At 61.2% G+C, this 13,022-nt stretch carries 14 protein-coding genes; 10 read left to right on the top strand and 4 right to left on the bottom strand.

Annotated features, from left to right (window positions below; translation table 11 throughout):
* Positions 1–69: 69 nt before the first annotated feature.
* The 4 genes from VF285_RS11110 to VF285_RS11125 are packed head-to-tail and all read left to right on the top strand — an operon-like array spanning position 70 to position 3,292.
* Positions 70–951 carry a branched-chain amino acid ABC transporter permease gene (locus VF285_RS11110; RefSeq protein ID WP_346952677.1) on the top strand — a complete coding sequence of 294 codons (882 nt, stop codon included), beginning with the start codon at positions 70–72 and terminating at the stop codon, positions 949–951.
* 10 nt (positions 952–961) lie between these two features.
* On the top strand, positions 962–1,828 hold the full coding sequence (locus VF285_RS11115) for a branched-chain amino acid ABC transporter permease (RefSeq protein WP_346952678.1): 867 nt from the start codon (positions 962–964) through the stop codon (positions 1,826–1,828).
* Entirely contained in the window at positions 1,821–2,585 is a 765-nt protein-coding gene (locus VF285_RS11120) for an ABC transporter ATP-binding protein (protein WP_346952679.1), read from the top strand. The genes VF285_RS11115 and VF285_RS11120 overlap by 8 nt, the downstream gene beginning before the upstream one ends.
* The gene (locus VF285_RS11125; protein ID WP_346952680.1) at positions 2,582–3,292 is read left to right on the top strand and encodes an ABC transporter ATP-binding protein; all 711 of its coding nucleotides are present in this window, start codon (positions 2,582–2,584) and stop codon (positions 3,290–3,292) included. Before VF285_RS11120 ends, VF285_RS11125 begins: the two co-directional genes overlap by 4 nt.
* Before the next feature lie 80 nt (positions 3,293–3,372).
* Here the strand turns inward: VF285_RS11125 and VF285_RS11130 are convergent, their stop codons facing one another.
* The 3 genes from VF285_RS11130 to VF285_RS11140 are packed head-to-tail and all read right to left on the bottom strand — an operon-like array spanning position 3,373 to position 6,379.
* Positions 3,373–4,341 (bottom strand): ABC transporter permease, encoded by a 969-nt coding sequence (locus VF285_RS11130; RefSeq protein ID WP_346952681.1) that lies wholly within the window; start codon positions 4,339–4,341, stop codon positions 3,373–3,375.
* A complete protein-coding gene (locus VF285_RS11135; RefSeq protein ID WP_346952682.1) occupies positions 4,338–5,279 on the bottom strand; it encodes an ABC transporter ATP-binding protein in 942 nt (313 codons plus the stop codon). Before VF285_RS11135 ends, VF285_RS11130 begins: the two co-directional genes overlap by 4 nt.
* Positions 5,279–6,379, bottom strand: coding sequence for an NEW3 domain-containing protein (locus VF285_RS11140; RefSeq protein WP_346952683.1), 1,101 nt, complete (start codon positions 6,377–6,379; stop codon positions 5,279–5,281). Before VF285_RS11140 ends, VF285_RS11135 begins: the two co-directional genes overlap by 1 nt.
* A gap of 273 nt (positions 6,380–6,652) precedes the next feature.
* On the opposite strand from VF285_RS11140, the gene VF285_RS11145 reads away from it, so the two are divergent.
* The 6 genes from VF285_RS11145 to VF285_RS11170 all read left to right on the top strand — a co-directional run bounded on the left by VF285_RS11145 (position 6,653) and on the right by VF285_RS11170 (position 12,513).
* Entirely contained in the window at positions 6,653–7,444 is a 792-nt protein-coding gene (locus VF285_RS11145) for an energy transducer TonB (RefSeq protein WP_346952684.1), read from the top strand.
* Between the two features lie 45 nt (positions 7,445–7,489).
* The gene (locus tag VF285_RS11150; protein WP_346952715.1) at positions 7,490–8,269 is read left to right on the top strand and encodes a MotA/TolQ/ExbB proton channel family protein; all 780 of its coding nucleotides are present in this window, start codon (positions 7,490–7,492) and stop codon (positions 8,267–8,269) included.
* Position 8,270: 1 nt separating this feature from the next.
* The gene (locus VF285_RS11155) at positions 8,271–8,747 is read left to right on the top strand and encodes a biopolymer transporter ExbD (protein WP_346952685.1); all 477 of its coding nucleotides are present in this window, start codon (positions 8,271–8,273) and stop codon (positions 8,745–8,747) included.
* 87 nt (positions 8,748–8,834) lie between these two features.
* Positions 8,835–9,509: a response regulator transcription factor gene (locus tag VF285_RS11160; RefSeq protein WP_346952686.1), complete on the top strand. Its 675-nt coding sequence runs from the start codon at positions 8,835–8,837 to the stop codon at positions 9,507–9,509.
* 58 nt (positions 9,510–9,567) lie between these two features.
* Positions 9,568–10,626, top strand: a complete 1,059-nt coding sequence (locus VF285_RS11165; protein ID WP_346952716.1) for a sensor histidine kinase — start codon at positions 9,568–9,570, stop codon at positions 10,624–10,626.
* Between the two features lie 3 nt (positions 10,627–10,629).
* Positions 10,630–12,513, top strand: coding sequence for a potassium transporter Kup (locus tag VF285_RS11170; protein ID WP_346952687.1), 1,884 nt, complete (start codon positions 10,630–10,632; stop codon positions 12,511–12,513).
* Positions 12,514–12,603: 90 nt separating this feature from the next.
* Here the strand turns inward: VF285_RS11170 and VF285_RS11175 are convergent, their stop codons facing one another.
* Positions 12,604–13,011, bottom strand: a complete 408-nt coding sequence (locus tag VF285_RS11175; RefSeq protein WP_346952688.1) for a hypothetical protein — start codon at positions 13,009–13,011, stop codon at positions 12,604–12,606.
* Between the last annotated feature and the right edge of the window lie 11 nt (positions 13,012–13,022).

The following is a 13,022-nucleotide window of genomic DNA, read 5'->3' on the forward strand; positions in this document are numbered from 1 at the left end:
CTCCAGGGTTCTGTCTGGTTTTGGTTCATGGGCTTCAATTGATTAACTGGACAGGACGCTAGGTACTGCATGCTGGGACAGCAACTCGTCAATGCGCTTTCATTGGGGTGTGTCTATGCGCTCTTTGCGCTGGGCTTCACCCTGATTTTCGGGGTGCTGGACGTCATCAACTTGTCGCATGGCGCCATCTTCATGGTGGGTGCCTACGCGGCTCTTTATTCCATTGCCCAACTGGGCTTGCCGCTCTGGTTGGGGTTCCTGGTGGCTTTTGCAATCGCCGGGGTATTTGCGGGTGTCATTGACTGGCTGGTGTTGCGGCCATTACGGCATCGAGGGGCACCACAGCTCATTGCCATGATTGCCACGATTGGCATAGGCATCATCTTGACCAACGTAGCGCAGGGTCTGTTTGGCCCGAACAATCAACGTTTTCCGCATGGCACCATGCCTGGCGGTACCTTTGAGTTCGCGGGCGTGCGCATGACGACTGTCGAACTGGGCATCATCTTTCTGTCGGTAGCGCTCATGGTGCTGCTCATGGTCCTCATGCGGCGCACACGCTTTGGGCGTGCCATGCGAGCCGTGGCTGAATCACCCAAGGCAGCCTGGCTGCTGGGCATCGACGTCGAACGCCTGTTTTTCACTACGTCTTTCGTGGCAGGCGGGCTTGGAGGCATTGCGGGGGTTCTCATCGGGCTGTACTCCGACGCACTGTATCCGCTCATGGGCGAGCCCATGCTGCAAAAGGGGATTGCCGTGGTCATCCTCGGGGGGCTGGGCAGTATTCCGGGCGCCATGCTGGGGGGGTTGTTCCTGGGGTTCTCCGAGGTGCTGTCGGTTGCCTATGTGGGGTCCACGATGCGGGATGCCGTGGCCTTCGGTCTGTTGTTCCTGGTGCTGCTGTTGCGCCCTCAGGGGCTTTTTGGCAAGACAGCTCAACGCAAGGCGTGACAGGAACGACATGAACAGTTTTGAGACCTTTTGGGCCATCTACAGCAATGTAGTCCTGTCACTGGGAACCAATGCGCTGCTGGCCTTATCGATCTGGCTGACGCTGGATTGCGGCATGCTGTCGATCGCCAATGCCGCCTTCATGGGGATCGGTGCATACGCGTCCGCTCTGCTGACCATCAATTTTGGCGTGTCGTTTCCGGTGGCTCTGGCGGCCGGCATGGCGGCGCCGGCTCTGTTTGCGGCCATCATCGGCTTGCCCACGCTGCGTTTATCGGGCGTCTATCTGGCAATGGCCACCTTGGCATTTGGCGAGGTGGTGCGAGTCATTGTGCTGAACACCGAGTCCATCACCGGCGGAGCGCTGGGCTTGAATGGCATTCCGCAGCTGACCCAATGGTGGCACGTGCTGCTGGCGGTGGTTGTGGTCTGGTTCGTTTTGTGGCGCCTGAAGGTGTCCCGCATCGGAAGGGCTTTCGATGCAATCCGGGGTGATGAAACCGCCGCCAGTCTCATGGGTGTGAACGTGGTGGCCAACCAGATGCTGGCGTTCGTACTGGGGGCGGCGATTGCGGGGCTGGCCGGCGCGCTGAATGCGCACCTGACTTTTTATATTGGTCCGAACGAATACGGTTTCGAACGAGCGGTCGAGATCCTCACCATGACGATCTTGGGTGGGATCAATGGCCTGTTGGGCCCCGTGCTGGGGGGCGCGATCATTACTTTGCTCCCCGAGGTCCTTCGAGGGCTGGATCACTTCAGGCTGGTGGCCAACGGCCTCATTCTAGTGCTGATTGTGCTGTTCCTGCCGCGCGGCATTTGGGACCCTGCGCGCTATCTTCAGTGGCTGGGCAAAGGGAGACAGCGCCGTGCTTGAATTGGCTAATATTTCCGTTCGTTTTGGCGGCCTGCATGTCCTGCAGGATGTGAATTTCACGGTGCCGGCGGGCTCGATTTTTGGGTTGATCGGGCCCAATGGAGCTGGCAAGACCACACTGTTCAATCTCATTACCGGGCTTTTGGTGCCCAACACGGGCAGCATCCGCTTCGAGGACCAGTCGATTGCCGGCCTGAAGCCGCATCGCATCATGCGCCTGGGGTTGGCACGCACTTTTCAGAATATCCGTTTGTTCAAGGAAATGACGCTGCTGCAGAATGTGGTGGTGGGGGCCTATCGGCATATGCAGTATGGGGTGGCGTCCTGGTTGCTGGGCCTGCCTGAGTACCAGCGCCAGGAGGGCGCGGCTCGCGCTCGCGCCATGGAGCTCCTGACCTGGATGAAGCTCGATCATAAGGCCGATGAGCTTGCCGACAATCTGTCTTATGGTGAGCAGCGCCGGCTTGAGCTGGCCCGTGCCCTGGCGACCGAGCCCAAATTGTTGTTGCTCGATGAGCCTGTCGCAGGCATGAATACGGGCGAACGCGCCGGCCTCATGCAGGACATTCAGGCGATTCGCGCACGTGGATACACGATCTTGATGATAGAACACGACATGCACTTTGTGATGGGACTGTGCGATCAGGTGGCTGTGCTGAATTTCGGCCGTATCATTGCGTGCGGCGAGCCGCAGGAAATCCGGACCAATCCCGATGTCATCGAGGCCTATCTGGGCCGCGACGAGGACGCTGCATGAGCGCGGTGCTAGAGGTCAACGGACTGGAAGTCAAGTATGGTCAGGTCGAGGCCGTGCGCTGCGTGGATTTTTCGCTTGAGGCCGGCAGCATCACGGCTCTGGTGGGAGCCAACGGTGCCGGCAAGTCGTCTACGCTGTTGGCTCTTTCCGGGCTGGTGCACAAAGCAGCTGGTACCGTGCGCTTCGAAGGTGAAGACATCACACGGCTGCCGGCTCATCAGGTCGTGGCGCGCGGCATCATTCAGGTGGCCGAGGGGCGTTGCATTCTCACGCGCATGACGGTCCGTGAGAACCTGGAACTTGGCGCCTACCGACGCCGCAGCAGTGGGTCACCACAAGATTTCGATTATGTGTTTACGTTGTTCCCACGCTTGAAAGAACGCCTGGAAGGCCTGGCAGGCAATCTGTCAGGTGGTGAGCAGCAGATGCTTGCCATTGCCCGGGCGCTCATGGCGAAGCCGCGTCTGTTGCTGCTCGATGAGCCATCCATGGGGCTTGCTCCTTTGCTGGTGCAAGAGATTTTCCGGGCACTGAAGGCCATCAATGCAGATGGCCTGACACTATTCCTTGTCGAGCAGAACGTACGCCAGGCACTGCGCCTCGCCCAGCGAGGGTATGTACTGGAGAATGGCAGCCTGGCGTTGTCCGGAACCGGATCTGAGCTGCTCAACCACCCGCGCGTGCTGCAAGCGTACTTGGGCGTGTAGCAGGTGTGGGTAGCGAAACCGCCTGAGCTGATTTCTGTCTTGCCGTAAAGAAGGCCACCTATGGGTGGCCTTCTGTGCACTCAGGCGCGAACTTCCTGACGCTGGAATACGACGTATCCCGCCGTAAACAACAAGACCAGCGCGGCGATGAGCCCCGTGAACTGTGGCCAGACGATGGCCATGCTTTGTGACAGCGGAAGTGGATTGCCCAGCAGTGCGCCCTGGATCTGCGACAGGAACACTGGCCCCAAGGCCCGCGTCGAGGGGCTCAGCAGGGTAATGGCCGTGTCGTTGAAGAGCGTGGCGGGCGAAAGGTGCAGGAGCGCCTGTTGCCAAGCGACCGTATGCAGGTCCACACCGCCCCCCATCAGCGTGGCGAAGTCAGGTGGCGCGATGGCATTGGCGATGGCGGGGGCCAGCATGGGCCAAAGCAGGGCGCAGAAAAGCCACAACCCCAGCGCCACCAGGGCCGAAGTGGAGGCCGACCGAAATGCGACCGAACACAGCAAGGCAACCGTCAGCCAGACGCCGGCGTAGGCCAGCGCAGCCACCAGGAACACCAGCGAGCGCAGCACTTCCTCGCTGCTTGGCGGCACTCCCAGCAGAATCAGACCTGCGCCCATGACCAGTAGCCAGAGGCAGATCAGGCAGATCGCAAGGGCTCCCAGGCCCGCCAGAAATTTCCCCAGAAGCAGCGCGTCACGGTAGAGCGGCTGCGATAGCAGACGGCTCATGGTGCGTCGGCTGTATTCGCCATTGATGGCATCGAACCCCAGCCCGATGGCGACCAGAGGGATCAGAAAGCCCAGCAGTGCTGCAAAGGAGGGCAGCGGTGCCCGCGTGTCCGTGAACAGACGCAGGAAGACGAAAGGATCTGAGGCCGTTGTCTGGCGGATGCCCTGAATGGCGCCATACAGCGCGGCCGCCGCGGTGAGAACCACCAGCCATTCCAGCAGCCGCATGCGGGCACTGCCCAAGTGGTCGGCCAGTTCCTTCGAGAGGACGGCCCCCATGCCGTTCCAGGGGGAGCCCAGGCGTTTGGTTTTCATGATGTCGTGTTGCCCTCGGTGAACGTGTGGCGGTAGATCCTGTCGAGGCTGGGAGTGCTCACCGACAACCCGCGCAAGCTGGCCCCGGCCAGTACGGCAGCCTGTGCCGCCTGGGCGCGCACATCAGACTCTGCTTGCAACACGTAGCTGCCGTCAGGGTCCTTGTAGACGGTCTGGACATCGGCCACGGCGGCCAGCGCAGCGGTGAGGTCCGCGCCGTCAGCTTCCACTCGGATCTCGTGGCTGCAGCCGCCCAGGACCTGGCGTGCAAGTTCTTGCACCGGACCCATGAGGGCGATGCGGCCGGCGTTGAAGAGCGCCACACGGTCGCAAATTCGCTGCATCTGGTCAAGCAGGTGCGAGGACAGCAGGATCGTGGTGCCATCCGCACGCAGGTCTTCGATCATGCGCAGGAAGGATTCCGTAGATTGCGGGTCCAACCCTGAGGTGGGCTCATCCAGGATGGCGATGGGCGCCCTTTTGAGCAGGATCTCGGCCAGCCCCAACCGCCGCCGCATGCCGTGGGAATAAGTCCCTACGCGTTGATCGATGCGCTCCAGCAGCGAGACCCGCGCCAGTGCCTGTTCGATGCGGGTGTCACGTTCGGCCGCAGGGATGGCCAGCAGACGGGCCGTGAAGCGCAGGTTGTCCCGCGCGCTGAGGTAGTCGTAGAAGCCGACGGAATCCGGCATGTAGCCGATCTGCCGTTTGACGGCCAGGGGGTTGCGCCATGGGTCCTCTCCCAACACTCGGACCTGGCCTCGACTGGCCTCCGTGAGTCCAAGCAGCATCAGGATGGTAGTGGTCTTGCCGGCGCCGTTGGGGCCCAGCAGGCCAAAGACCTCTCCAGTCCGTACGCCGAAATCCAGCGCCTGCACAACGGTGTGCCGGCCGTAGTCCTTGCCCAGCCCCTGGGCGATGATGGCGGGGCTCGTCATCACCGGCGTCCATAGCGAGTGACGGCACCGATCAGCACCAGAAGCGCAATGGCGATGAGGATTGCGCCGGTAATACCCCAGAGCGACGATGTGGTCACCGAGACGCGCAGGTTGCCGTTGGCCGACTGCCCCCCCGATGTGGCGTGCAGTTTCACCATGTAGTCTCCCGCCAGTGACTGAGCTGACGGAGAAATGTGCATCTGCACCTCAGTGCTCTTGCCGGGTTCCAGATTGGCTACGTGGCTGGGTTCGAAGCTGATCTTCCAGCCTGTGGGGGCGGTGCTCGTCAGCGCGATGTCTTGTGCGGCCGCCGTTCCGCTATTTTGCAGCTCCAGCGGCATCGAACTGTTTGCGCCGATCTCGGCTTGCGTGCTCATCAGACCGTCGCGTCCAGCAAGGCTCAGCGCCGGTTGGCCGGTGAGGTCCAGCTTGAGTGTGGTCGACGCCTTGGCACCGTCTGCCGCGACCTGTACTTGAATGTCATGGGTGCCAGAAGTCGCCGAAATGGGCGGGCGCACTTGCAGCTTGACGGTCTTGGATTCGCCTGCCTTGATCGGTACCGCGCTGATTTGCTGGGACCCATAGCCTTCCGTGAATGACGTGTCGTAGTACTGCGGCGCTTGCGCAGTCAGGCTTGCCAGGACGTCCCGGCCGCTTTCATTTTTGACGGTCAACTGGAAGCTGAAAGAGGTGTTGGGCGAGCCCGTGAGTTGCGGCAGGTCGGGTTTCACGGACAGCTGTGCCGGCAGCTGAGTTGCCAGCGTCACATCGATGGGCAAACTGAGGTGCCGTTGGCTGTCATCCGCATGTACAGTGAGCGTATGGTGACTTTGAGCGTCGCTTTGGGGGATGTCCAGGCGGAGTTGCAGGTCCAGTGAATCATTGCTGGCCGGCATCGCTGACGCTACGGGGCGCCCATCGCCCAACAAGGTGGCCTTCCAGCCTTTGGGTACTCCGTCGATCGATAGGGCCAGCCGCTCGGGCGGTGTTGCCTGGTTGTGCAATTGCAACGAGACGGAGGAAGTCTGCCCTGACTTCAGTGTGAGGGACGGGTAGTCGGTCGACAGGTAGATACCGGCAGGGGGCGTATCGGCGGCCATGGCCGCGGTCTGCAAACAGAGGGCGCACAGAGCGGCGGCCCATAGGGCTGGGATTCTCGACATGGTCTGACTTGGCCTTTTGGTTGATCGGGCCCATCGGTGAAATTCGGTGGTCCCGGGTTGGGAGGCTTCAGCCTCACTGACCGCACGAAGTCCTCCGAAGTTTCCCAAAAAGAAGTAAGCCTTTATTTCTAACAAGGATATTTTCATCTGTATTGAGAATCGTTTTCATTACTGATAGAATGCTTCCCTACTATCGCCCACCTCCGATACATGCGTCCTGGCATTCCCCGATTCCCTTGGCTGAAAGTGGCCGCAGCCTGTGTTGCGCTGGGCTTGCACGCGGCGGTGCTGGCCATGGTGTTGACCTCGCCAGTCGCTACAGTGGCCCCCGGCCAGCCGGATGCGCTGGACGTGCAGTTCATCGAATTATCGCCAGCCCCAGCCGCCGAGACTCGTGAACCAGCGCCGGTCGCGCAGCCGCCAGAGCTGGCTGCTGCCGAGCCGGAGATGTCCGGATCCGTTCCCGGGCCGGCTTTTGAGCCCATACCTCACGAGGTACAGCAGCCTGAGCCTGAAGCCCCGGTGGAGCCGCGCCCGCCCGTCAACACGCCGAAGCCGAAGCCGGTGGTTCGGCACAGGCCGTCGGCCAAGCCGCGGCCGCGTGTGCCAAAACAGCCTGTCCGGATGGCGGCGGCCCCAGCCCACGTAGAAGGTGCGGTCGCAGCGGTTTCGAACCAGGCGGTGGCCGCTCAGGGCGCCCCCAAGGCTTCAGCCCCACTCCAGCCTCGGGTCGTCGGCCAGGTCGATTATCTGGGGCCCCGTCCAACGCCCGTGTATCCGCAGCAGTCGGAGCGCAGAGGGGAGCAGGGCCGCGTGATCCTCCGGGTGCTGATTTCCCCTGAGGGGCACGTGGCCGGCGTCAAGGTTCAGAAGTCGTCGGGGTATGCGCGCCTGGATCAGGCGGCCATTGACGCCATACGGAAGGCGCGGTTTCGGCCCTACACGGAAAACGGCGTGGCGTATCCGGCCCAGGTCGACATTCCATTTGATTTCGTTCTCTAGAAAGGTGAACACGAGATGTTGGACATCATGCATGGCGCAGCCCTGATGCTGGCGCAGGTCGTGACGGGGGGCGGGCCGGCATCCCCCTCTGCCGATTTGGGGATTGCTCACTTCGTGGGGCAGAGCGACCTGGTCGGCAAGTCGCTCTTCATTTTCTTGCTGCTCATGTCGCTGGCAAGCTGGTACCTGATTCTGGCCAAGGCCTTCACGCATCTGCGCATTCGGCATCGGTCGCGCAAGTTTCTTCAGGAATTTTGGGCTGCCAGTTCACTGGAACAAGTCGAGAACGAGATCGCCACGCATGGCGCGACGGAACCTTTTGCGCATCTTGCGAGCCACGCGATTCACGCCCAGAAGCATCACGCCAAATATGGCGCCTTGAAACTGGAAGAAAGTGGTTCAACGGCCGCGTTCGTCACTCGTACGATCCGTAAGGTCATCGACGAAGAGACTGCACGCCTGGAAAACGGCCTCACCGTACTGGCGTCGGTGGGCTCGACCGCGCCTTTTGTGGGCCTGTTTGGGACAGTCTGGGGGGTCTATCACGCCCTGCTTTCGATTGGCATGTCGGATGGTGTCACCATCAATCGCATTGCCGGGCCGGTGGGTGAGGCACTGGTAATGACGGGGCTGGGTCTGGCCGTCGCCATTCCAGCCGTCCTGGGCTATAACGCGTTCGTGCGCATCAACCGCGTGTACCTGGCGCGCCTGGACGCGTTTGCACACGACTTGCTCACCTTCTTGAGCACCGGGCAGCCGTTCGAAGACGGCGAACATGAGCCAAGTGGCACGCCGATCAGCCTGGCTGCCCGGCGAGGAGCCTGACATGGCCTTTGGCAGCTTCGACTCCAACAGCACCAGCACGACGATGTCCGAGATCAACATGGTTCCGCTCATTGATGTCATGCTGGTGCTGCTGGTGATCTTCATGATTACCGCACCTTTGCTCACTCACACCATTCGTGTCAATGTGCCGCAGGTCAGCGCCCAGCCGGCCGAAGAAAAGCCCCAGGTGATCGACCTCGCCATCGATGCGCAGGGCGCGCTGTTCTGGAACGAGCAGCCTGTCGCGCCGGCGGACCTTGAGTCTTTGCTTGCCCAGCAGGCGGTTCTGGACCCACAGCCGGAAGTGCGCATTCGTGCGGACGTGAATACGCGCTATGGACAGCTGGCCGAGATCATGGCCCAGGCACGTCGGGCCGGGATCAAACGGCTGGGTTTTGTCACACATCCGGGGATGACGCCGGCTTCGGCACTGGCGCACCCGCAGGCTGCAGCCTTGGGCGCTTCTCCCGGCCGCTGACGACGCGTCTTTCAAGTCAACGTCAACTATGTAACTGCGAATGCTCGTTGGTGACGTGAGATGACGGGTTCAGGCTAGAATCACTGCATGCGAGTTCTAGTCATTGAAGACGACACGACCCTTGGGCATGCGTTGCAGGAATTTCTGGGCAACCAGGGATACGCAGTTGATTGGCTCAAAGAAGGTGATCGTGTTGAGGGGGCCGTCGCTGGCCAGACCTATGATCTGCTGCTGCTCGACCTGAATCTTCCCGGCATGGGGGGGCTCGAGGTCTTGCAACGGCTCAGAGGCAATGGGTATCAGGGTCAGGTGCTGATTCTGACCGCCCGCGACGGGTTGGATGATCGAGTGGCCGGGCTGGATGCAGGGGCCGACGACTACGTCACCAAGCCGTTCGAACTGGTCGAGTTGGCGGCACGGGTGCGGGCCTTGGCACGACGCAACCATGGCCAGGCTCAAACGGTGCTCGAATGCGGTCCGCTCACGTTCGATACCGTGGGGCGCCAGATCCGCGTCGCTGGCAAGCGCCTGTCCCTGTCGGTGCGCGAGCTTTCCGTACTGGAAATGCTCATGGCGCGGTCCGGACGTGTCGTGACCAAACAGCAGATCGTCAATTCCCTTTCGGCCTGGGACGCCGATTTCAGCGAAAATGCGGTCGAAGTGTATATATACCGTCTGCGCAAACGGCTCGATGGCACGGGGGCAAGCATTCAGACCGTCCGTGGCTTCGGGTACCTGCTCGACGTCGAACGTGCCGATTAGTCCCGCCTCGTCCGATCCGAATCAGGACAGCCGGGCATTGGGGCTGTTCGAGCGTCTCATGCCTCAGGAATCGCTGGCTCGACGGTTGGTCCGCAGGCTGCTGCCTGCACTCTTCATCCTGATTGCCATGGATTTGCTGGCAACCTGGTTCATGACGGGGCTCATCCACCCCCAACCCTGGCTGTTGCGTGATCTGTTCTGGTTCATGATGTTGGCGCAGGCCTTTCTGGTGGTGCTTTTCGTCTGGGTGTTGGTGTCGGGTATCCGGCTGGAGCTCGTATCCATCAATCGACTGGCCAATCAGATCCGCCAGCGGTCCATCGATGAACTGCAGCCGCTCGATCTCACCGGCCTGCCCAGCGAGGTCGCCCCCTTGGTGTTGCACTTCAATGATTTGCTGGGACGCGTCGAAGATGCAATGTTCGCACAGCGCCGGTTCATCGGTCATGCCGCTCACCAGTTGCGCACCCCTCTGACGGGGCTCAAGCTGGAATCCGAGCTCATGTTGGGGCGGCCGCTGTCTGACGACGTCCGCGTGCGCGCCGAGCGCATCAAATCGGTGACGGACCACATGATTCGCATGGGTCAGCAACTGTTGGTGCTGGCGCGGGCCGATCATACGGCACGCCCTCAGGACAGCTTCGTGCAGCTCGATCTGTGCGAATGGATGCGTTGTACAGGGGCGGAGTGGCTCGCCCGAGCCCAGGACAAAGGGCTTGAGCTACAGCTTTCAGCGCCGGAAGATGCGGTCTGGGTGGACGGCGACCCGGTGCTTCTGGGGGAGCTGCTCGGGAACCTGATCGACAACGCGTTGCGGTATGGGCATGAGGCCAGTCGTATCCAGTTGCGCGTCATGGCCAACCCGCCTTCCTTTTCAGTGGCGGATGACGGCTGCGGCATCAGTGAAGACGACGTGGAGCACGTGTTCGAGGCCTTTTATCGGGCAGCGGACGCCGGCTCGGGAGGCTCAGGGCTGGGCCTGGCCATTGTTCGGGAAATCGCCCGGGCCCACGGTGCCTGGTGGAAGGTCATTAGCCGGCCTCGGTTCCCAGGCACCCAGATAACCATCATTTTTCCGGGGCTCAGGCGCGGCATAGGCCTGACCCGGACCGAGTAGAGTATGGCGACAAGTGACACGGAAACAAGCCGCCCGAAGGCGGCCCTGCTGGTAGGGGCTTTGGGCGTAGTCTATGGTGACATCGGGACGAGTCCGCTCTACACCATCAAGGTAGCGCTGACAGGAGTGGGGCATCCGGATGTCGAACATGTGCTGGGTATGCTGTCCATCCTGTTCTGGATGCTGGTGCTGGTGGCCTCTGTCAAGTATGTGATTTGCATCCTGAGTGCGGACAACCGAGGCGAGGGCGGCACGCTGGCGCTCATGGAGCTTGCCATGCGCGGGCGTACCGAGAAGGTGCGTTGGCGACTGATCCTGCTGGGCCTGATCGGTGCCAGCCTTTTCTATGGCGACAGCATGATTACCCCGGCGATTTCGGTGCTGTCGGCCGTCGAGGGGATCGGTGTGGTGTCGCATGGCCTGGACGCCTGGGTGGTGCCTGTTGCCACCGCCGTTCTGGTAGCCCTGTTCATGGTGCAGTCGCGGGGGACGGGCACGGTGGGCCGCCTTTTTGGGCCAGTGATGCTGCTCTGGTTTCTGGTGCTGGGGGTGCTGGGGGCGTGGCGCATCATTGAGGAACCCCGAGTGCTGCAGGCCATCAACCCCTGGTGGGCCATTCATTTCATTGTCGATGCGCCACTTGAAACCTTTTTGGCGTTGGGCGCCCTGGTACTGGCACTGACGGGGACCGAAGCACTGTATGCCGACATGGGTCACTTTGGCCGCTCGACCATCCGGCGTGCCTGGTTTGCGGCCGTCTTCCCGGCCTTGGTGCTGTGTTATTTCGGTCAGGGCGCATTGCTTTTGACGGACCCTTCGTCTATTCGCAATCCGTTCTTTCTGCTCGCACCGGATTGGGGGTTGGTGCCTCTGGTCGCGCTGGCTACGGCGGCGACGGTGATTGCATCGCAATCGGTGATTTCAGGGGCGTTTTCCATGACGCGCCAAGCCGTTCAGCTGGGTTATTGGCCGCGCATGGTCATTCAGCACACTTCAGCCCGCGAAGAGGGCCAGATTTATCTCCCTCGGGTCAACTGGCTGTTGATGGGCGCCGTGCTGGTGCTGATCATCGCTTTTGGTTCGTCGGATCGCTTGGCCCATGCCTATGGATTCGCCGTGACGGGCACCATGCTCATGACCTCGGTGTTGGCCTTTGCGGTCCTGCCTCGCGGGTCGCGTGGCGGCAAGCGTATCGCCTGGCTGGCTTTGATTACCGTTTTCCTGGTGATGGACGTGCTGCTGTTTGCGTCCAATACGCTCAAGATTCATGAAGGCGGCTGGCTGCCTTTGGTCGTGGGTATCGTGCTGTTGACGCTCATGATGACATGGAAGCAAGGACGCCAGCAGGTGCACGATACGCTGGCGGGTGATCATCAATCGTTGGCAAGCTTCATGGAGTCGCTGGAGGCTTATCCGCCGACTCGCGTGCCGGGCACTGCCGTTTTCATGAGCATGATCGTGGGGACTGTCCCTCCAGCGCTACTTCACAACTTGAAACACAATAAAATTCTGCATGAGCAGGCCTTGTTTCTCACCATCGAGGTGGCAGATGAACCCTATGTGCCTTTCGATGAACGACTCAAGGTCGAGCGCGTCAGCCGCAGCAGCTGGCAGGCCGTCGCGCGTTGGGGTTTCAAGCAGGAGCCCAATGTCCCGCAGGTGGTCGGTCAGATTGGCCAAGAGGTCCCCGAGCTGAACCTGGAGCCCATGCAGACCTCGTATTTTCTGTTGCGGCAAACCATCATCGTGGTACGCCGCCTGCCTTGGCACAAGAGCTGGAAGCGGCACTTGTTTGCACTCATGGCCCGCAACGCGAGCCGTAGTACGCGTTTCTATCGTATTCCACCGAATCGCGTCGTCGAGATGGGCATGCAGATGGAGCTCTGAGGGTCGAGCCCTATGTGGTGCAGGGGTTTATAAAAAGCCTCTGGCGTGGCCAGGCAGGCCACGCCAGAGGCTTTTTGTCATTCGATCAGATTACGAATTCGTCGCAGGCGCTGGAATGGTGATGGTCGTCTCACGCAGAATGCCGCCGGACTGCACGGATCCTTGTTCACGCACTTGATTCTTGTTGTCCATCAGAATCATGCAGTCCTGGCGCTGATTCCCCGTCAGGCCATCGCAGCGTTGTGTGCGATTTGCCGTCTCTTTTTGTGCACCCGGGTTGACGAGCCCATTGTCTCGAGCTGCCTGAGCGGCCGCTCCAGCTTCTTTCAGGCAAGCCTTCTTGTCGATGCCGGGGGTTGAATTGCAATGCGCGACGTCGCGCTGATATTGCGACTGCGCGGGGCCGGCGGCCTCGGCGGCAGGGGAAAGCAGGAAGGCACAACCCAGGCCAGCGGCCAACAGGGCTGCGCGCAGAGAGACTTGAATCACTTGACGCATGATGGCACTCC

The sequence above is a fragment of the Castellaniella sp. genome (assembly GCF_036379515.1).
Lineage (GTDB): Bacteria > Pseudomonadota > Gammaproteobacteria > Burkholderiales > Burkholderiaceae_B > Castellaniella.